The organism is Granulicella sp. S156 (assembly GCF_009766105.1).
GTDB lineage: Bacteria > Acidobacteriota > Terriglobia > Terriglobales > Acidobacteriaceae > Granulicella.
In genome coordinates, this window is the sequence record NZ_LMUH01000013.1 from 832,341 (window position 1) to 853,855 (window position 21,515).

General features: G+C 56.5%; 13 protein-coding genes. 7 read left to right on the plus strand and 6 right to left on the minus strand.

Going from position 1 to position 21,515, the window contains the following annotated elements; genetic code table 11:
- From GSQ91_RS13250 to GSQ91_RS13260, 3 genes are all read right to left on the minus strand, one after another.
- The coding region (locus GSQ91_RS13250) for a hypothetical protein (RefSeq protein ID WP_216845220.1) at positions 1-278 on the minus strand (278 nt) is incomplete at its 3' end.
- Between the two features lie 266 nt (positions 279-544).
- On the minus strand, positions 545-1,924 hold the full coding sequence (locus tag GSQ91_RS13255; RefSeq protein ID WP_158822097.1) for a DUF1501 domain-containing protein: 1,380 nt from the start codon (positions 1,922-1,924) through the stop codon (positions 545-547).
- Positions 1,925-1,960: 36 nt separating this feature from the next.
- Positions 1,961-5,101, minus strand: coding sequence for a DUF1549 domain-containing protein (locus GSQ91_RS13260; RefSeq protein WP_158822099.1), 3,141 nt, complete (start codon positions 5,099-5,101; stop codon positions 1,961-1,963).
- Between the two features lie 780 nt (positions 5,102-5,881).
- Between GSQ91_RS13260 and GSQ91_RS13265 the strand changes: the two genes are divergently transcribed.
- The 4 genes from GSQ91_RS13265 to GSQ91_RS13280 all read left to right on the plus strand — a co-directional run bounded on the left by GSQ91_RS13265 (position 5,882) and on the right by GSQ91_RS13280 (position 11,546).
- A complete protein-coding gene (locus GSQ91_RS13265) occupies positions 5,882-8,221 on the plus strand; it encodes an arylsulfatase (RefSeq protein WP_158822101.1) in 2,340 nt (779 codons plus the stop codon).
- A 133-nt stretch (positions 8,222-8,354) separates the two neighbouring features.
- A complete protein-coding gene (locus GSQ91_RS13270) occupies positions 8,355-9,791 on the plus strand; it encodes a sulfatase (protein ID WP_216845222.1) in 1,437 nt (478 codons plus the stop codon).
- A 47-nt stretch (positions 9,792-9,838) separates the two neighbouring features.
- Positions 9,839-10,963 carry a formylglycine-generating enzyme family protein gene (locus GSQ91_RS13275; protein WP_158822103.1) on the plus strand — a complete coding sequence of 375 codons (1,125 nt, stop codon included), beginning with the start codon at positions 9,839-9,841 and terminating at the stop codon, positions 10,961-10,963.
- Positions 10,964-10,985: 22 nt separating this feature from the next.
- Complete coding sequence (locus GSQ91_RS13280) at positions 10,986-11,546, plus strand: alpha/beta hydrolase (RefSeq protein ID WP_158822105.1); 561 nt, start codon at positions 10,986-10,988, stop codon at positions 11,544-11,546.
- 180 nt (positions 11,547-11,726) lie between these two features.
- Here GSQ91_RS13280 and dcp read toward each other — a convergent pair whose 3' ends face one another.
- Entirely contained in the window at positions 11,727-13,856 is a 2,130-nt protein-coding gene (gene dcp, locus GSQ91_RS13285; protein ID WP_254064559.1) for a peptidyl-dipeptidase Dcp, read from the minus strand.
- Between the two features lie 233 nt (positions 13,857-14,089).
- Here dcp and GSQ91_RS13290 point away from each other — a divergent pair, with 233 nt between their 5' ends.
- On the plus strand, positions 14,090-16,786 hold the full coding sequence (locus GSQ91_RS13290; protein WP_254064560.1) for a glycoside hydrolase family 3 protein: 2,697 nt from the start codon (positions 14,090-14,092) through the stop codon (positions 16,784-16,786).
- A 145-nt stretch (positions 16,787-16,931) separates the two neighbouring features.
- Here GSQ91_RS13290 and GSQ91_RS13295 read toward each other — a convergent pair whose 3' ends face one another.
- On the minus strand, positions 16,932-17,918 hold the full coding sequence (locus tag GSQ91_RS13295) for a chlorophyllase (RefSeq protein WP_158822110.1): 987 nt from the start codon (positions 17,916-17,918) through the stop codon (positions 16,932-16,934).
- A gap of 100 nt (positions 17,919-18,018) precedes the next feature.
- Between GSQ91_RS13295 and GSQ91_RS13300 the strand changes: the two genes are divergently transcribed.
- A complete protein-coding gene (locus GSQ91_RS13300; RefSeq protein ID WP_158822112.1) occupies positions 18,019-18,423 on the plus strand; it encodes a helix-turn-helix domain-containing protein in 405 nt (134 codons plus the stop codon).
- Between the two features lie 116 nt (positions 18,424-18,539).
- On the opposite strand, the gene GSQ91_RS13305 is transcribed toward GSQ91_RS13300, so the two are convergent.
- The gene (locus GSQ91_RS13305) at positions 18,540-19,355 is read right to left on the minus strand and encodes a TIGR03435 family protein (protein ID WP_158822114.1); all 816 of its coding nucleotides are present in this window, start codon (positions 19,353-19,355) and stop codon (positions 18,540-18,542) included.
- A gap of 432 nt (positions 19,356-19,787) precedes the next feature.
- Here GSQ91_RS13305 and GSQ91_RS13310 point away from each other — a divergent pair, with 432 nt between their 5' ends.
- On the plus strand, positions 19,788-20,444 hold the full coding sequence (locus GSQ91_RS13310) for a rhomboid family intramembrane serine protease (RefSeq protein ID WP_158822115.1): 657 nt from the start codon (positions 19,788-19,790) through the stop codon (positions 20,442-20,444).
- The last annotated feature ends 1,071 nt before the right edge of the window (positions 20,445-21,515 follow it).

The following is a 21,515-nucleotide window of genomic DNA, read 5'->3' on the forward strand; positions in this document are numbered from 1 at the left end:
TTCGAGACTGTGATGATGAGCTTGTCCTTTGGAATCTCGCCGAGATGATTCTTCAGGTCCTTGATCTGGATGCTGAGATAAACAGGGAAGCCTCCGATCGAAGAGATCTCATCGGGCCTGCGAACATCGATAAGCAATACCTGGTCGGGATGAGCCAAAAGGGCATCGAACTCAGCACGTGTCAGTTTCTTAGCCTTTGAGGTAGGCAGTGTTTCCTGCGCATGGTTCGATGATTGAGTCGAATCAGAGGATTGTTGCGCAAACGCTACGGTAGACATGAGACCTATAACCCCAACTGCCACTATCTTATTCAATGCATTTTTGACTATCTTTTGCGGCATTTTATAGTTCCTCTCTGGTTGAGCTTCGCTAGTTGGAAAGTGCACCCGGCTAAAAATAGAAAAGCTCGCTCCAAAGATGCTGGCGAGCGGGCCTGTCCACAATGCAGCCCTAACGTCAGCTGGAGATATAGATCGCTGTTCGCCGTGTGCCCGAACGGTACATGGCGGAACAACAATAATTTGGATGGGTAATATTCATAGGATTAGGCGAACACCTGTCGTTGAACGACCCCGGCGACATTCGTTAGCCGGAAGTCGCGACCGGCATAACGGTAGGTAAGTTGCTCGTGGTCGATACCCATCAGTCCCAGCAATGTGGCGTGCAGGTCGTTGATGTGCATGCGACCGTCGACGGCTGCCATGCCTAGCTCATCGGTGCCACCGTAACTAAATCCTTTTTTTACTCCGGCGCCGGTGAGGAACATCGCATAGCCAGTAATGTTGTGGTCTCGTCCATCGGCTCCCTGCGATGTCGGCAAGCGTCCGAACTCTGAGCCAAAGAGCACAAGAGTGTCTTCGAGCAGGCCACGCTGTTTTAGATCTTCCAGAAGCGCGGCGGTTGGCTGATCGATTCTGCGATTCTGTTCGATGAGGCCGTTGTGTAGATTCGTGTGATGATCCCAGCCAGGCTGGCGGATTTCGACAAACCGTACACCAGCTTCGCTGAGCCTGCGAGCCATCAGGCACTGGCGTGCAAAGGAACCATCCAGACCCGGTTTAACCCCATAAGCATCCAGAACATGTTGCGGCTCTTTTGAGATATCCAGTAGGGCAGGCACGCTGTCCTGCATGCGGAAGCCCAATTCATAGGACTTGATAACTCCATCCACAGCTTCGGGCGCCCCTGGATTAGCTGCCACCTCATGATTGAGATCCTGGATGAGGTCGATCTGCTCGCGCTCAAGTTCTTTGGACGTCGCAGCTGCGATGTTCGGCATGCCGCCCGCATCGCTAATGGCTGTCCCTTGATAGTAGGCGGGAAGAAAAGCGCTGCCGTAGTTCGAAGCTCCGCCGAAAGCGACAGGCGGGTTGATTGTGACATAGCCGGGAAGATCCTGATTCTCTGTACCGAGACCATACAGCAACCAGGAACCCATGCTGGGGCGAGTTAGCGAGGCGTTAGCGCTACCCGTATGCAGTTGCACAACAGCTTGTGGGTGGGCCGGTGTATCTGTGTAGAGACCGCGTATGAAGCAGAGATCGTCAGCATGTTTGGCAATATTCGGCATCAGCTCCGAGAACCATGCCCCGGAGTTTCCGTATTGTTTGAATTTGAACTTGGAAGCGGTAATGGTGCCGCCACCAGGTCCGGATTTGCCATTGCGTTTCTCGAGCTCCGGTTTGTACTCAAAGGTATCGACGCTCGACATGGCACCTTCCTGGAACAGGAAGATAATGCGTTTGGCTTTCGCTGGAAGCGGTGGCCGTTTCGGTGCGAGTGGGTTCAGGGCATTTAGCTCTGCGGCGGCGGCCTTCTTCGCGATGGAGCCGAGAAGGCCGGCCAGTGCAAGATGACCGAATCCCGCACCGGCGGCACGTAGAACGTTGCGGCGAGTTGTAATGAGCGGTTTATATTCCGACATATCTGGCTTCTCCATAATTGTTTTCAAACGTGTGTGCTACCTGACGAACTGAAAGGCAGCAGAACCATATAGCGACTGCACAAAGGCTGCCCAGGCTGCTTCTTTGGCACTGTCTGGCGCGGTAATGGGCGTGTCGTCCTGCTTCTCGTTGGCGTTATCGACTGCATCATCCTGTGCCAGCCCATCCGAGCGAACGATGCCGTTGGTGATGGAGGAGTTCTGACCCCCTACCAGTGCAACGTGCGCAGATCCCGGACTAGAAGTAACTAGATGTGCAGTAGCCGGATGTGATTTCCTCCACGTGTCCGAGTAACGAGTCAGAAAGGCCGTGACTCTTGCCGTGTCCTGAGGTGTCGGGCCATGATCCAGTACTCGCTCATACGCTTGTCGAATCCGTTCAGCATCGCTCTCGGAGCGATTCGCAAGCAGGTTGTCGGCAAGCTTCAAGGACTGCTGGCGAACGAACGGCGAGTTGAGCATGAACAGCGCCTGCGAAGGAACTGTCGTTGTGTCACGCTGTCCGGTCACAAGCGTTTGCGTGACAGGATCGAAAGCTGCCAGCGGCCGGGGAATCTCGTCGCGAAGTAGTGGCAGGTAGACACTCCGGTAGTGACTGCGATCAGCCGCAGACAGAATAGAGTGAACCACCGGGCCATCGTCGCGCATCTCGATCATCCGCAGGGCCATGGAAGGCGAGCCCTTGGGATGATTGAGATCAAGCTGTCCGGAAGAAGCCAGAATGCTGTCGCGAATCTCTTCAGATTCCAAACGGCGCGGTGCATGCCTCCATACATAGTGATCTGCGGGATCGATGTCACGATACCCAGCCGGGACATCCGAACCGAGCCGGTAGGCGCGAGTCAGCACAACCTCCCGGACGAGTTTCTTAGTCGACCATCCATTGCGAATGAAGTCCTGAGCAAGATAGTCGAGCAGTTCCGGGTTGGAGGGTTGATCGCCTGTAACTCCGAAGTTGTCCAGGCTGCTGACGATACCCGTGCCAAACAGATGCTGCCAGACGCGGTTCACATACACCCTCGACGTCAGCGGATTATCAGGACGTGTAATCCATTCCGCCAATTCAAGACGTCCGCTGTGATCCGCAGGAATCTGCGGCGTATTGGGCAGGCTGATCAGCGTCAGGAAGCCTCGGGGTACAGCTGGCCCATGGCGCTCTTCCACACCGCGAATTCGGACCGTGGTATCGGCGATAGCACCATCATGCACGCTATGTACCGCGTAGCCGCGTTCTCCCAGATCGGTGAGAAGCTGCAGGTCTTCCTTGTGCTGGATATAGTTCGCTGTGATCGTCAGACGTCTATGCTTCTCTTCCGCTGACGGAGGAGGTAAAGGATTGGTCTTCTTTGCCTCTTCTTCCTTTTTCAGGATGACCTGGAGAGCGTCGAAGTCCTTCTTGGCGGCATCTGTCTCAGCCTTTAGTTTGTCGACCTGTTCTTTCGGGATCGCGGGCGCCTGAGACGCTGTGCTCAGATATCCGAGCTGCTTGGGCTCGTAATAAGCCAGGCTGCTGCCGCCCATCTTGCTTCCCAACCCTGCGGCATCTACTGTGCTTGTAAAGATGCCGGCCAGTGCATAGTAGTCGGTGGCTGGAATGGGATCGAACTTATGATCGTGGCACCGCGCGCAGGATACCGTGAGGGCCATCGTGGAGCGAGTGACAGTATCGATCTGGTCATCGACGTTGTCCATCTTGAAGCGGGCCTTGAAACGCTGATTGACATCCTTGGGGCCCAGAGCGAGATATCCGGTCGCGATCAGCAAACGATCATGCTCAGCCGGCGTCGCTGCAGGAAGTAGATCTCCTGCTAGCTGCTCCTGTAGGAAGCGATTGTAAGGAACATCCCGATTGACGGCATCAATGACGTAATCGCGATAGCGCCACGCATTGGGATAAGGCATGTTGCGCGAAGGGCCGGAGGACTCAGCGTAACGCGCGACGTCCAGCCAGTGACGGCCCCAGCGTTCGCCGAACTGCTGCGAGGCCAGAAGACGATCCACGAGCTTGATGTAAGCCTGCTGAGAATGATCCTTCTGGAACGCTTTCACCTCTGCCGGAGTGGGTGGGAGACCTGTGAGGTCGTAGCTCACGCGGCGAATCAGCGTAATTGGATCGGCATCCTTGACCGGTGCGAGCTTCTTCTCTTCAAGCTTGCTCAGGATGAAATGGTCGATGTTCGTCGAGGACCATGTGGGGTCGGCAACAGTAGGAACCGTTGGATTGGTAAGCGGCTGCCAGGACCAGTAATGAGCACGCAGCTTTGGATAGGCCGCTGCAAGCCGGGCAGGTGTCTGCGGCAGCTTCTCGGTCTCATCCGGCCACGCCGCGCCGTTCTTAATCCATGTCTCCAGAATCGCAACTTCGTTCGCGGGCAGTGCCTCGTCGCTCTCCTGAGGCATGCGCTTCTTGCTGTCTGCGGTCTTTACCCGCTCAATGAGCAGGCTCTTCTCCGGATGTCCGGGAACGATCACAGGTCCGTCATTTCCGCCCGCAAAGATGCTGATTCCCACGTCTACACGCAATCCACCGGCTTCTTTGAAAGCATCCGAGTGGCAGTTGTAGCAGCGGTTGACCAAAATAGGACGAACATTCTTCTCGAAGTACGCCAACTGTTCGGGAGTCGCTGGTCTCGGATAAGCAACGGCTGCGGCATGCGCAGGTTTTCCTGCGGTGGCGGCTGGAGCTGCGCCTTTACCGGCAGACCATACTGCGCCTTGCTGTATCCATGCCTTCAGGTCGGCAATCTCTTTTGCGGAGAGCGGTTCATCTTCGCCTTTGGGCATGCGCGTCTTGGTATCCGTAGAAATAACGCGCTGAAACAAAAGGCTGTCATCGGGTTTTCCGAGGACGATCGCTGGACCAGACTTGCCGCCCGTCAGCAGAGCATCCCGATCATCCAAACGCAGGCCACCGGCAGACCGAGTCTGCGTCGAGTGGCAGTCATAGCAGTGATTGGTAAGAATCGGCTGAATGTTTTGCTCAAAGAAGGCAGTCTGCTCAGGAGTAGGCACCTGGGGAGGGGCAGTGGCTTCCTGAGGTGAGGTGTGAGCTGCAGTCACTGGTGTGATGACGTCAGAGACGATAAGACCGCCAAGCAAGAAAGTAGTGACAAGAAGGCCTGCGTATACTGGCCTGACTTTTTTGAAATGTATGTTCATTCAAGCCCTTTAGAACGCGAAATAAAATGCCCTGCATGTGGATCACGCGATAGGCGGAATATGTCTTAGAGGCAAGCACACTGACGGCTTTACCTGCAGAACTGGCCAGAAACAGAGAGGGATTTAGAGGGGGGTGTTACGGGTAACTAGCAACAAAGGCGACGGGGAGTCGCGCAGGGAGCGAACGTAGAAGCAAACAAGGATGTGTATGTTTTCTGCATTGCTTTATTGATTGAGCCATGGATACATGGAAAAGTCAAGAGTTGTCCAACGTAAACACCATTAAAGTGGGCTAACTCATTCCTAAAACAAGTTTGTAGTACGTTCTAAAAGCTATGTCCTCGCATTGTGAAAGATGCGCCGGCGCCAAAGTGCCATTGCTTGACATGCAAATAGGGGGTGTGTAGCTTGAGGAAAGTTTATAGCTTCACTAAACTCAATGACGAACCCTTCTGTTCCATCAAGATATGTCTGTTGTGCTTCGTGTTGTCTGCGTTGCGCCGGGATATGTTGTAGCCACAGCCGCTGAGTCTCTCCCCACCCGAGATAACTTTTGGATAGTACGCCACTTACAGCATTCCGCAGTGCTGCTGGGCACGATCCATTCCCTATCTAAATTTCTCGACTTTACATAACAAAGGGTGGCCTCCACTCGTGTCGCTTGAGGCACTCTGTCTATGCCTGCGCACACACTGATGTCATTCAACTGAGGGTGCACCAAACCATAGGGAGCGACCCCGGTATTTGTTTTGAGTACACGGAATCATTCCAGAGGAGACCATGAAAAACCGAACTTTATCCGTGATGGCAGCGCTTCTCCTGCTTTCACTTCGTTCTTTATCTGCACAGGCTCAAACGAATCAGCCGCAGCCGAACGCGGAAGGGACGCATAGCGCCACAGCCACTCCTGCTCCAGAATGGCCTAAAGGCCCGCAGGCACCAAAGGGTGCGCCGAATGTTGTGCTGATCTTGATCGACGACGTTGGCTTCAGCGCAACAGCTACATTTGGCGGTGCGATCACCACGCCAACCTTCGATGGACTGGCCAGGCAGGGTCTTCGCTATAACGAGTTTCATGTGAACTCTCTCTGCTCTCCGACCCGTGCAGCACTTCTCTCCGGCCGAAATAACCATGAGGTTGGCTTTGGAACGGTTGCCGAAGCAGCCTCCGGCTATCCGGGATACAACGCACAGTGGGGAAAGAACGCAGCATCTCTTGCAGAGGTACTTAAGGCTAATGGTTACAGCACAGCCGCCTTCGGCAAATGGCACAATACGCCACTCTGGGAGACGACCTCCGCCGGTCCATTCGATCGCTGGCCCACCGGGCGCGGCTTTGAACACTTCTACGGCTTCATTCAAGGCGCCGACAATCAGTACTATCCTCGCCTCTTCCGCGATACGGTTCCCGTCGAGCCCGGATCCACGCCACAGGAGGGATACAACCTCACCACGGACATCGCCAACGACGCTATCCGTTGGCTGCACGCGCATGATGGAATTGCACCGGACAAGCCCTTCTTCCTCTACTTTGCGCCTGGTGCCGTTCACACGCCGCTCCAGGTATCGAAGCAATGGATCGATAAGTACAAGGGCCACTTTGATCAAGGCTGGGACAAGCTGCGCGAAGAGACCTTCGCGCGCCAGAAGCAGTTGGGTGTAATTCCGGCGAATGCGGAACTAACCCCACGCCCTGCCGGGCTGCCTGCATGGGACTCACTCTCCGCCGATGAGCAGCAGCTGGTGGCCCATCAGGCTGAGGTCTTCGCCGGGTTTGCCGAACAGGCAGACTATGAAGTCGGCCGCGTCCTGCAGGCGATCCGTGAAGAAGGCAAAAGCGACAACACGCTCGTCCTCGAAATCTTCGGAGATAACGGCGGCAGCGCTGAAGGCGGTATCGAAGGAACCGATCTACTCAACGATGCTGGGGCGCCTGCAACCGTTCCTGAGCGGCTCGCCGTTAGCGATGAGCTGGGCAGTGAAGTCTTCATGAATCACTATGCAGCGGCCTGGGCCTGGGCTCTTGGAACTCCCTTCCAGGGAACCAAGCAGGACGCGTCACATCTTGGTGGAACGCGCGATCCGCTGGTCATCTCATGGCCCGCCCGCATCAAGAACACCGGCGGTCTCCGCAGCCAGTTCCAGCATGTCAATGACGTCGCTCCGACGATCTACGAAGCCGCAGGAATTAAATTCCCCGATACCTTCGAAGGCATCCAACAAATTCCGTTGGAAGGTTCGAGCTTTCTCTATACCTTCGACCATCCTGATGAGCCCAGCCATCACCATGTGCAGTACTTCGCAACCAGCGGCAACCGGGCCATCTACAAGGATGGTTGGTGGGCCGGTGATCGCTATGCCTGGACGTGGGAACCGAAGGGCGCCTTTACCCTCGGGCCGCATACCGATCTCGATCGGCATCCGTGGGAGCTCTATAACCTGAACGACGACTACAGCCAGGCACACGATCTGGCCGCAAAGTATCCAGAAAAATTGAAGGAGCTGCAGGTACTCTTCAACCAGGAAGCAGAGCGCAACCATGCCTATCCGCTGATTCCCACTCTGGCGCAGCAGCCCTCATCCTTCAATGGCAGAACGGTCTTCGTCTTTCGCGAAGGGGTTGAGCGACTGCCCAATCGCGTGGGACCTCAACTTGTCGGACGACCTCATCAGATCAACGCGGACGTAGTCATCCCAGCATCTGGAGGCGACGGCGTTATTCTTGCGCAGGGTTCCCGCTACGGAGGCTACACCCTCTTCATCAAGGATCGCCATGTCATCTATGAAGTGAATGCCTATGGCAAGCGCGCAGGTCGTATCGTCTCGACCGAGCCACTCGCCCCTGGTCCCGCACACATTGAGTTGCAGGTAACTCCCGATGCAGCCACTCCGAATGCGGGTGCGCTTACCATCCTTGGCCCACGTGGCATTCGGCCAGGTAAAGTGCAGCTCAACGTCAATGGAACGCAGCAGGAGGAGGAGTTCGCCAATATCCTCGGTGCTTCCCCAACAGAGACACTCGATGTAGGTAGCGATCTGGGATCTCCGGTAAGCACGGAGTACGCAAGCCCGAATCGTTTTACAGGCTCGATCAAGACCGTAACGATCGAGTTGAAGTAACCTCGTCTTCAGACAACAGTCCGGCTCTTATGTCCGGATCGCTCAAGCCATGCGCACGCCCAGTCTCTAGGTCGTGCGCATGGCTCTTGAGGTTTAGTTAGCCAGAGATATTTCAGGGAGAAGAGAGAATACGATGAGTGAAGAAGGGGTGGTAGGCCGGGATATATCGAGACGTCTATTTCTCAAAGGTGTTGCTGCGACTGGAATGGCGTCGCACCTGCGGCCCGCACTCGCTACGCCCGGCGAGACGCAATCATTCCGGCCCAACATCGTCTATATTCACTCGCATGACTCCGGACGCTATCTTCAGCCGTACGGCTATAACGTACCGACACCTCACCTGCAGCGTTTGGCAGATGAGGGGACGATCTTTCGCCAGGCCTTTAGCGTAGCGCCGACCTGTTCGCCCAGCAGAGCGGCTCTCCTCACAGGTCTCTATCCGCACAACAATGGGATGCTTGGCTTGGCGCACCGAGGCTTTGCTCTAAATGATTACCAGCAGCACATCATTCACACCCTCAAAACGGTGGGTTATACGTCAGTGCTCGCAGGTATGCAACATGTAGCAAAGGTCTCCGAGACGATCGGCTACGACCGGATTCTCCCACGCAAGCCAGCGGCTGCGGGGCAAAACGGATTGAGTGCGCGGATCGTCGCGCCGGCGGCGGCAGCCTATCTGGATAGCCGCCCACAGGGCCCATTCTTTCTTGACGTTGGATTCTTCGAAACTCACAGGAACTATCCTGAGCCCACAGCGGATGATCCATTGAACTATGTGGCGCCGCCCCGCCCGATTCCCGATGCCAAGGCGACACGCAAGGACTTTGCCAGCTTCCGGGCAAGCGCAAGGATTCTGGATGAAGGTGTAGCGAAGGTCCTCGAGGCCCTTGAACGCAATGGCTATCTGGATAACACGCTCATCATCAGTACGACAGATCATGGCATCGCTTTCCCGCGTATGAAGTGCAATCTCACGGACGATGGTTGGGGTGTGTCCCTGATCCTTCGAGGCCCAGGCATTGCTCATGGCGTTGCGCAGGACGCTATGATCTCCCAACTTGATGTGTTTCCAACCCTCTGCGATTACCTCGGCATTCAATCTCCAGCGTGGCTGCAAGGTAAATCTTTCCTGCCGGTTCTGACCGGAAAAACAGATCAGATCAATGAAGAGATCTTTGCGGAAGTAAACTATCACGCTGCCTACGAGCCATTGCGCGCTGTACGTACATCACGCTGGAAGTACATCAAGCGTTTCGGAGACAAGCACACTCCCGTACTTCCTAACTGCGATGATGGCCCCAGCAAGGATCTATGGTTGCAGGCAGGGTGGGGGAAGCAACTCTTGGCACAAGAAAGCCTATACGACCTACTCTTCGATCCAACAGAGCACAACAACCTGGCTGACAAGGCAGAACACCAGACCACCTTGCAGGAGATGCGTGATCGTCTAAACCGGTGGATGATCGCAACGCAGGATCCCCTTCTTCATGGACCGGTGAAAGCTCCTGCGGGAGCAGTAGTAAACAATCCTGACGGCATCTCGCCAAACGAACCGGTGCGCCCTGTTTAGCCGAATCGATCGCCGGCCGCATCGCTGGAAAGGAGTGATGGTAAGCAATGAAACGTAGATCGATGCTGCTAGGTCTGGCTCTCGTTCTTATGATTTTGAGCGCAGCCTCAATTGGATTGCTGATACACGGAGGGGCCCGTGTCCTGGCCAGCGGACCGGTTGCAGGTCGAAACATCTTCCTGCCCACAGTACCGAACAAGATCAAGCCTCCAGCGAATATTCCCGCAGGCATGACTCTCATTTCTGGCGGCGAATTTTCGATGGGATGCAACGACCCTCGATCTCTCCCTCACGGCGGCCATGAGGCCATGGAAGACTGCCGTCCCATCCACCGCGTCTATGTGGATGGTTTCTTGATGGACAAGACCGATGTCACCAACGAAGAGTTCGAACGATTTGTGCGCGCTACAGGATATGTAACCGTTGCAGAGCGTAAACCACGCCCCGAAGATTTTCCGGGCGTCGATCCCTCGCAGCTTGTGCCTGGTTCGCTCGTATTCACTCCTCCAACACATGCTGTCGCGCTCGACGACTACACGCAGTGGTGGCGCTATGTGCCCGGAGCGAACTGGCGCCATCCACTCGGACCCAGCAGCAATCTTCATGGTCGTGCGAAGTATCCGGTTGTCCATGTCGCCTTTGAGGATGCGAGCGCCTATGCGAAGTGGGTGGGCAAACGCCTGCCTACAGAGGCGGAGTGGGAGTTTGCCGCTCGCGGGGGTCTTACAGGGAAACCCTACGCCTGGGGCGACGAGATGCACCCCCATGGAACGTGGATGATAAACACCCACCAGGGCAGTTTCCCCGATCACGATACCGCTGAAGATGGCTTTGCAGGCATCGCTCCAGTCGCGCAGTTTCCAGCTAACGGCTATGGGCTATACGACATTACAGGAAATGTCTGGCAGTGGACTGCTGATTGGTATCGCGCAGATTACTACTCGGAGTTGAGTGCCACCAACGCTGTAGCTCACAATCCGCATGGTCCCGCTAACTCAAACGATCCCAATGAACCCGGCGTTCAGAAGCGTGTACAACGAGGCGGGTCTTTTATCTGCACCGAGCAGTACTGCACTCGCTTCATCATAGGCACTCGGGGCAAAGGAGAAGCGAGCAGCGCAAGCAACCATATTGGGTTCCGCTGCGTTCGTGACTTGCGGCTGAATCGCTGACAGCGGTTTTACAATAAGGAAGATGTCAGTCCAAAGCACTTCGTCGCCCGCCAAAATCTTAATCATCCCCGGCCTCTACGGATCTGGGCCAGAACACTGGCAGTCGCAATGGGAGACGCAACACCCGGAGTTCGTTAGGGTGAACCAACTCGACTGGAATACTCCAATCTGTCACGACTGGATCACAGTTCTTGACACTGCTATTCGAAAAGAGAATGATCACGTCATTCTCGTCGGGCACTCGCTGGGATCGGTGACGATCGCCCACTGGGCAAATCACTATGGCAGGAAAATCGTCGGTGCCCTCATCGTTGCGCCGAGTGACACCGAGGCCGCAACCTTTCCGGAGGGCACCACCGGCTTTTCCCCGGTTCCCACCCGTCGCTTACCCTTTCCAAGCACAGTAATCGCGAGCACCGATGATCCCTACATCTCGCTCGAACGAGTTACAACGCTATCCGAGGCTTGGGGAAGCAAGTTGATCACACTCGGTACCTGCGGGCACATCAGTGTTTCTAACGGTTTCGGCCCCTGGCCGGAGGGAATTCAATACATCACTGACCTGCAAGCCACGGCTACCTAGTACTACAGTTGTGCTTGTAAACCTGCCCCAATACCTGTCATTTCGACCGACCAGCGGGAGCGGAGAAACCCCTGTATTGTGCAGATGTTCGTGCCACCGAAGAAGCCTGGGGACACGTTGTAGTAAGAGGCGTGGGCAATCCATGAGCAGATGAAGTTGCTCATAGATTGGCCCACACAGCTACTTGGCCGAACCGTCTTCAGTCAACCCGCGATACTTCAACATAGGCTTAGCGTTCGGCTCCGCACCAAGCCACGTGGAATACATCTTCTCCAGATCCTCAGTGTTGCCTCGCGAGAGCACCATACTACGGAAGCGGTCGCCGTTGGCTCGTGTGAGGCCGCCGTGGTCTTCGAACCATTGGAAGGCGTTGTCATCGAGCATCTCGCTCCACAGATAGGCATAGTAGCCCGCTGCATAACCATTGCCCCAGATATGCATGAAATAGCTGGAGCGGTAGCGCGGCGGAACAGTGCCCAGCGAGAGATGCGTGCGCTCCAGAGCGGCTTGTTCAAAGGTATCCGGGTTCTGGATCGGTGCGGAGGGTGAGATCGTATGCCACTGCATATCCAGCTCTGCCGCTGCGAGGATCTCGGTGAGCCCATAGCCCTGGTTGAAGGTCGCGGCCTTCTTGAGCTTTGCCACCAGCTCCGCAGGCATGGGCGCGCCGGTCTGGTAGTGGTGTGCAAAGTGGTTGAAGACCTGCGGATAGCTCGCCCAGTGCTCGTTGAACTGCGAAGGGAACTCGACAAAGTCGCGCGGCACCTGCGTTCCCGAGAGACTGGGATACGTCGTGTTAGCGAACATGCCATGCAGGCCATGGCCGAACTCATGGAACATGGTGATGACGTCGTCGAAGCTGATCAGCGCCGGTCCGACGAGCGCGGGCTTGGCGAAGTTGGCAACGTTGTAGATCACCGGCAGTGTGCCGAGCAGCTTCGACTGGCCTACGAAGACATCCATCCACGCGCCGCCGTTCTTGTTATCGCGTTTGAAGTAGTCGCAGTAGAAGAGCGCGAGCGGCTTGCCGTCGGCATCCGAGACCTCGAAGACACGCACGTCGGGGTTGTAGACCGGGATATCTTTGCGTTCCTTGAAGCTGATGCCGTAGAGCTCATGTGCCGCGTAGAAGACGCCGTCTTGCAACACGCGATTCAGTTCGAAGTAAGGTTTCACCTCGGATTCGTCGAGGTCATACTTCGCCTTGCGAACCTGCTCGGAGTAAAAATTCCAGTCCCAGGGTTGGAGTTTGAAACCGCCCTTCTGCGCGTCGATCAGGTCTTGAATGTCCTTGCCTTCGCTCTGGGCCTTGGCGGTTGCGGCCGGTACGAGCGCATCCATGAAGTGCAGCGCAGCCTCGGGAGTCTTCGCCATCTGGTCCTGCAGGTTCCACGCCGCATAATTGGGGAAGCCGAGCAGCTGTCCCTTCTGTGCGCGAATCTGCGCGATACGTGCGATCGTGTCGCGAGTGTCGTTGGTTCCACCACGCTCGGCCCGCGTCCATGAGTCCTGGAAGAGGGTATGCCGAGCGGTGCGATCGGTCAGTTGCGCGAGGTCAGGTTGCTGCGTGGTGTTCTGCAGTGGAATGACGAAGCCCTCCTGCTTGCGGTCCTTCGCGGTGAGCTCTGCGGCGGTGATCTGCGGGTCGCTCAGGCCGGCAAGCGTGGCTTTATCGGTGGTGCCGTACGCGGCATCCTTGGTGGCGGCAAGCAGTTTCGTGATGAAGGCGTTCGAGAGAACGGAGTCCTCTTCGTTCAGCTTCTTCAGCTTGGTCTTGTCGTCCTCGGAGAGGTTCGCTCCAGCGTGGACAAACTGACGGTAGTAGAACTCCAGCAGACGCAGTTGCTCTGCCTCTAGCTTGAGCGACTCGCGCTGTTCATAAAGCTTGGTGATACGCGCGAAGAGCTTGCTGTCGAGATTGATGGCATCCTGATGTGCGGCGAGCTTTGGAGCTTCGATCTCCTGCACCTTCTGGAGTGTGGGATTGGTGTTCGCGCCTGTGACTCCTCCGAAGACTCCCATCACGCGATTCAGAAGTTGGCCGGACCGCTCCATCGCAACGATGGTGTTCTCAAAGGTCGGTGCGGCTGGATCGTTCGCAATCGCGTTGATCTCCACACGTTGTTGGGCCATGCCGGCCTCGATCGCTGGCTGATAGTCACTGTCGTGGATCTTGTCGAAAGGCGGCGCGTGGAAGGGCAAGGTACTTGCCGCGTAGAAAGGGTTCGACGGCCCGAAGGCTGCAGGCTGTTGGGCTATTCCTGCGGCGCTGAGCGCACCCGCTGCGAGAATGATTCCGGTTTGTGCCAAGGCCCGTGTCCTCCTGAAAACTTGCTTTGTTGCCATGTTGTTTTACTCCTGAGCGACTACTGGCGTATGTCTGCTGTCTCAGGAAGAATACTTCATTGCAAATACCACGACGGCGACCCCTTAAGCCGATTACCGCGAAGCCCATGATCAAGAGATGTGAGTAATATGGATGGCGCATCTTGTTCCCACTAGCAACATATTTCCAAAGGCATCCGAAAAAAGGAGTGATTGTGGTGAGACTCGAAAGAATACGTCTGTTTGCTTCCGTCTGTTTTATGGTCGCAGTTCCAATCGCATCCTGTGCCCAGGCTGTCCCGGCGGAGAAGGCGAATGAAGCCCGCATCGATCGCTTGTTGCATCAGATGACCCTGGAAGAGAAGATGAACCTTATTCGGGGCGGTGTGGAACCCGAGTCGGAGTACCAGGGGCAGGCCGGCTATCTTCCCGGAGTCCCCCGTCTGCACATCCCCTCCCTTCGCTTCGCCGATGGACCTCCCGGGGTCTTGACCCGTGTTCCATCGCAGGCCGAGACCGCGACCATGGGTGTTGCCGCTACGTTCAGCCTTCACGACGCGGAGCAGAATGGCGTCGTCATTGGGCGTGAAGCGAGATCGCTCGGCATCGATGTCGTGCTTCAGCCGTTCATCAATATCGATCGCGACCTCACCTTCGCACGCGGCTACAACACCCTCGGAGAGGACCCTTTCCTGACAGGGAAGATGGGTGCCGCCGAGATACGAGGAGCACAGTCGCAGGGAGTGATGGCGCAGGCCAAGCACTACGTCGGTTACGATACGGACTCCTATAACGTCTTCATCGATCAGCAGACACTTCACGAGGTCTATGTCGCCCCCTTCGAAGAAGCTGTACGCGCGGGTGTCTCTTCCATCATGTGTTCCTACAACAGGCTCAATGGACCATTCGCCTGCGGCAACGACGACACACTCAAGACGATCCTCCGCGGCCAGATTGGCTTCCGCGGCTTCGTCACATCCGACTGGGGCGCTGTACACAGCGTTCAATTCATCAATCATGGTCTCGATATGGAGATGCCCGGAGAGGTCCCAGCCGACAGTCCCTTCGCAGCATTCATGCATACCTTCTTCCGGACGGCGACTGTAGAAGGCGGTGCGCCCCGCGCGCTGAACGCGGATGACCTGGCTGGCATACTGGGCGGGGCCATTCCAGAAGAGCCGCGCAAAGCCGGACTGGATCTTGGTGCCTTCCCGCGCGACGCTGATCCGAAGACCATGAACGAGTCTCTTAAGGACGGCTCCATCACAGAGGCCACCATTACCCAGGCCGCACGTCGCGTACTCTATGAAATCGACCGCTTCGGCTACCTCGATGGCAAGCAGAAACACAACGTCACTCCGCAGGACATCGAGGCCAACGCCGCCGTCATCGAGAAGACCGCGGAGGATGCTGCGGTCCTCCTGAAGAACGACGACCACACCCTTCCTCTTAAGCCGGAGGACCTCGCCGACCTCGTGCTCATCGGCCCAACCGCTGGCCAGGTCGCCGCCATTGGCACCTTTGGCGAGCGTTCTCCGGGCCTTCCGGAGCGCCAGGTCGGCCCGCTTGCAGCCCTGCAAAAACTCGCTCCCAACGCAAAGATCGTTTACGCGGTGGATGACGACATGACAGGCACGCCAGTTCCTGCGAGCTTGTTGTCGCATGATGGCCAGCCAGGCTTGTTGCGCACGGAGACCAATGGCAAGAAGAGTGTCGATCCTGTCCTTGATTTCACGCAGACCAATCACAGCGCCCTCCCTCCCAACAGTGCGATCACCTGGACGGGCGAACTCGCCGTGCCCGCCGACGGCGACTACTGGCTTTACTTGCAGGCCATAGGCACACGTGGACGCCTGCTGATCGATGGAAAGGAACTTGGTCGTACTGGTGCAACCAAGGGCACGGTACACGGCGACATCCAGCACTCTTCGCAGGACAACGGGCTCCCAACGACGGATGGATTGGATAATGTTCGCCGTGCGATTCAACTCACCCGGGGCTCCCACAAACTTTCGGTTGAAATTTCCGGAGACACTTCACAGGCGCCGGCACAGATTCGCCTCAACTGGATGACGCCGACGGCACGGCAAACCAATCATCTGGCGGCTTTGACGGCAGCTCGCTCTGCCAGAACAGCGGTTGTATTCCTTTGGACCCGCGACAAGCCGAGTTTCATCCTTCCGGGCGAACAAAACCGTTTGGTCGAAGAGATTGCTGCCGTCAACCCGAACACCATCGTTGTGCTCAACACCAGCCAGGCCATCGCCATGCCCTGGCTGCCGAAGGTGAAAGCGGTGCTCGAAATGTGGTGGCCTGGCGATGAAGGGGGATGGGCAACGGCAAAGACCCTTCTGGGCCAGAACAATCCGGCTGGACGGCTGCCCTTCACCTGGGCAAAGCAACTGAGCGATTACCCTGCAACCGATCCGGCGCATCCCGAACGCTCTGCCAAAGGGGTCGATGGAAAGACTACGTTTTCAGAAGGTGTACTGGTGGGCTATCGCTGGTTCGACGATCGTAAGATCGACCCGCTCTTCGCCTTTGGCGAGGGCCTTTCTTACACACACTTCGAGTACTCGGATATGAAGGCAACGAGATCTCCGGATGGCGGTGCCACGGTCTCCATCCGCATCAAGAACACGGGAAGGGTTGCGGGTGACGAAGTGCCCCAGGTCTACCTCGAAGCGCCGGAAAAGCGGCCTGCAGGGGTGCAGTTTGCTGAGCGCAAGCTGGTGGCGTTTGATCGTCTGACGCTGCAGCCAAACGAGAGCAAAGAAGTAACTCTCCGGATTGAGCCTCGCCAGTTCCAGTACTGGTCGACGTCAACCAACGCGTGGGTTCTCCCAACCGGAAGCCGCACCTTGAAAGCAGGCTCCTCCTCGCGTGACCTGAAACTAGAAGCGACGGTCAATTGATCGTCGCCTCCAGTTCTGCCCCAAGCTGAGCGGTTTCGCCGTTAGCGTGATGCCGTGATGAATGGCTGAACTACCTCAGAATTGTCATCTCGACCGGAGGCTGCGCTTTTTGCGGCCGTAGCGGAGAGACCTGCAGCTGGATTCTTCACTTGCCGTCAATTTGTCCCACGCTATCCGCGAAACCAGTGCGTGCGGCTTCCCAGGATGAGTCTCCGAAGCCGAGCGCACGTTTGAGATAGGCACAAGTGAGTCGCTGTACCGCCGCAACTCGTTCGGGGTCCTCATCCGTTGTCTCTGTCACCTGATAGCCGGAGATACCGCCGAGCATGTGCTCTCCGCCGAACAGGGTAACCAGCCAATCGGCTCCTGGGCTGAGGTTATAGGCGTCCGTGAACCACTCAGGGCCGAGAACAGTGAGTGGTGAGTCGTCCTTATCCCCGGCCACCACAAGGGTTGGTGTCTCCATCCTTGCATAGCTTTGATTGAGGTGCGGAAAATGCTCGATCGCAAACGGGCTAAGAGCGTCCCCTCCCCGGCCGCCTGCGGATAGCAGCACACCTGCCTTGATCCTCGCATCGGAGAGATTCTCCCCTAAGCTACCGTCCAGCCCGATCACTCTCGCGCCCAATAACATCGCCGCCGTTTGAGCGCCGAAAGAATACCCAGCGGCGGCGATGCGGCTTCGATCAAGACGACCCTTCAATCCCAGGACGGAATCCTCAATGAAGTCAAACTGGTCGAGGATGCGCTTCACGTCTTCTACGCGATAACGCCACATCTCAAATTTCCGGGGATCGCTGAGATAGGCTTTGACAGCCTCGCTATGCGTCGCAGCCGGATTTGGACCCAGTGTCTTTGAATCAAGAAAGGTGGGCTGGATCACGACAAAACCGTGAGCTGCCCAGTAGTGGACGAGCGGGGCATAGCCGTCCATGGAAGAGCCGAAGCCATGCGAAAAGACAATGACTGGCAACTGACTTCCAGTTACAGGTGCTGAGACCCGAAGTTGCAGAGCGACGTCGCGCCCCGGAGCCGGCAGCTCGATCGGGCATACCGATAGGACAGGTTTAGGTTCGCCGAGTCCAATGTCAAGCTTGATGGGTGCCGAAGTTTCCGATGATGAAGTAGGCATAGGTTCTCCTTGGTTACTAATAAATACTTACATCATGAAGTGAGAGCGCTAAGATTGGAAGACGGCACTTTCGCCGCAGGAACGCACATTGAGGTAACCCATGGAAAAGCGGCGCAAGTACAACAAAGAGCCATTAGCTCTCATGTGTCACAACGAAGAATCCAAGGCCGTCCGGGAGTTCCTAACCAAGGTTGGTGATAAATGGAGCATCCTGCTCATCGTCATGCTGGCAAAGACCCCAAAGAATCGTGCCCGGTTCTCAGAGCTGCAGAGAATGGTCGATGGAATCTCTCAACGGATGTTGACGACGACGCTACGCAATCTCGAACGGGATGGCTTGCTCTCACGGGAAGTCTTCCCGGAAGTGCCGCCAAGGGTGGAATATGAATTGACCACTCTTGGATTGACCCTGCTGGTACCCATGCAGCAACTGGTGCATTGGATCGGAACGAACTGGAGTTCCATAAAGAAGACACGAGAACGCTTCGACGCGCGCGGTCACTGATGTTTTCAGGCCATGGCAATCGTTTGGCCCCGATATACCTCGCTGGTTTATGAACCCAAAAAGCAGAAGGTCTTTGAAGTTCCATATCGCGGTAACGACGATCAACGGTGTCTACGTTAGTTCTCGGAGGGTCTTGATGCGGAGTCAATGACAAGGATGTTGAGTGGAGCGGTGGCGGGTACGAGTTTGAGGCCGAGTTGTTCCTGAAGTGCGGTAAAGATGGATTGGCCTGTGGATTCCGGGGCATCGGCTGGGGTGTTGTCGGGTGTCCAGCGAAGTTCGAAGTCGGATCGAGTGGTGATGCCGGTTTTGTCGATCACGGTGCGGCCGGTCGCAGAGCGGAGATGATCTTCCAGATCCTTAGGCCTGCAGCCCTGGACCTGGATGTATCCCCTGCGGCTGCCGCGAAATAGGCAGCTCGCTCCGCCAACGCCTTGAAAGACGTCTTCGGGTTTCGTCTCTCTAAGTTTGGGGCCCCCTTTTGCAATGACGAGGTCATAAACGGGGAACGTTCTCTTTTCCCAGTGGACTTTGAGGTGGAAGCGGTCCGCGAGCAGAGATTGGAGCATCTCGCCGCGCTGACGGTAGGTGAGATTCTTTGCATCGGGAATTTCGGCAGCGTTGAATTTGGCTTCGAGGTCAAATTTGTCGCGATCGATCCAAGGCGGTCCGCCCGTGATGAGTTGAGCGTCAAAGATCCCATAGGCCTCGCCGACCAGGTTCAGTAGCGAGATGTTCATGCCGGTAAAACCGTCGGGGGTGGGTTCGAGGCGCAAGGAGCCGTCGGTGCGGCCGGAGGGCTTGATGGTGGCGACTTCAAAGGCAGGCACTGCGGTCGTGACGGTTGGTGCAGGAGTGATGACTTGCTGAGCTACGGCTGCGCATCCGACGAGAGCGGCAACGACGAGCGTGAGGGACCTACGTAGATGCATGAGGGGAGTCTCTTATGAATGCAAATTGGACGGAATGGAAGTGGAGTTGGTGAGCGGGCGATTTGCGAGCTGCCTGAAAAGTCTCTTCGGGAGTTACGGTTCACGTGACGTCCCAATAAATTTCAAGGGAGCACAGAGGCTAAAACAACCACGGATACAAGCCCCAAGGGGGCGATATATCCCAGCCTGAGGTGCAAGCCCCAGGAAACAAACCATCACAAGATTGAGGGCTGAAAGCCCGGTATATCTCGGTTGCACGAGCTAGACATACCAGGCTTTCAGACCTCGACTCATTGGCCCGGCACCAAACGAAGAGCTAAAGGGCGGTATATATCAGCCTAGGATAGCGACGGAAAGCGCACGCCGCAAATATTTGCATCACGCTCTGTCCGTTCCCGTCCTAACCTCCGGCAGTGCTAGAACTGTAGACACATGGATCACACCGCCATCCCCAATCCCGTCCCCCGGCAATCCGGCGCGCCCCGCGCCCGCAGTCCCTACGCCATCACCTACACGCTGATTGCGATCAACGTTCTGGTCTTTGCCGCCATGGTCGCAAGCGGCGTCTCTTTCATCCAGCCGACGCCTCTCGACGTGGCGAACTGGGGCGGTGACTTCGGCCCGCTCACCGTAGGCGCACACCAATGGTGGCGTCTGCTCACCTCCTGCTTTCTTCACTTCGGCATCATCCATATCGGTTTCAATATGTACGTGCTCTACCAGATCGGGCCGTTCATTGAAAGGGCCTTCGGACGCGTACGCTATCTGCTGATTTATTTCTTCGCAGGCCTCGGAGGCAGTCTCGTAAGTGTGTGGGTGCATCCGCACGCGGTCGGCGCAGGCGCCTCGGGCGCCATCTTCGGCCTGTACGGCGCAGTGTTCGGTTTTCTTCTCAGAAATCGACGGTCGCTCGATCCAGCGGTGACCCAGAGCATTGCCAAGTCAGCAGGAATCTTCGTTCTCTACAACGTCGTCTACGGTTCCATCACCAGAACGACAGACCTTTCCGCCCACTTCGGTGGCTTAGTCACCGGGTTTGTCGTCGGGATGCTACTGATACGGCCGCGCGATGGCACTCGCGCAGCCTAACCTCACCTCCCCAACCCAGCCAACGTAGACACAAGACTTGTTCGAGGTAGAGCCCAAAATACTGCGTCCGGAGATAAGTCCCCGGAAGACGGCAAGTGGCCGGGTGCCCCATCTTCGGCGCGTTCTTTGCGCCTAAGGTGGGTATCGCCAGAAGGGCGACCGCTCCCGCCCATCCTTCCGTTTCCTCAGACTCCCGGTGGAGGGGCGGTGTGATGCTACCAGCGTCACTAGCTGTCGACTGGCCACGGGTCCAAGCCCCAACGGGGCGGTATATCCCAGCCTGTGGCGCAAGCCCCAGGAAACAGACCACCACAAGGTTGAGGGCTGAAAGCCAATATCACTTGCTTTTCAACTGAAACGGCAGTTGTATTTAGAAACTACCTCATACCTGTCATTTCGACCGACCAACGGGAGCGGAGAAACCCCTGCATTTCACGTATGGCTGCATGACCAAAGAAGCCAAATGGGACAGTCCGGCCTACACTGGCTCCTTCCCTGTGGAAAGTAAGTGGCATTAGGCTGAAAGCCCGGTATATCTCGGTCGCACCGGCGAACTATCGTGCTGCTGCAATAGACAGCGCTTATCTCACTCAATTTCAATGGTGCGTAGAAGCTAGAACCACCACGGGTACTGTCATCTCGACCGTAGGCCGCGCTTTTGCGGCCGTAGCGGAGAGACCTGCAGCTTGTTCGTACGGGCACAAAGCCCGCAGAGACGAGACAGAGCACAGAAGGCTGAATGGAGCATAGAGGCTCCAACCGGCCACGAGTCCAAGCCTCAAAGGGGCGATATATACCAGCCCAGAGCGGTGAGGCAACACGCGCGCCACAAATCTTTGCATCACGCTCTGCATCAAGGGTGGAGGCGACTGGCGAGCGCTTTTGCTCGCCGTGTCGCCGCAGCCCTGGGTTACAGACCAAATGAAGGTAGAGCCCCAACGGGGCGATATATCGTGCTGCCGCAATATACCGCGCTTACCGCACTCAATTTCAATGGAGTGGAAATGCTCAACTGACTACGGGTACAAGCCCCAACGGGGCGATATATACCAGCCCAGGGTGGAGGCGGCT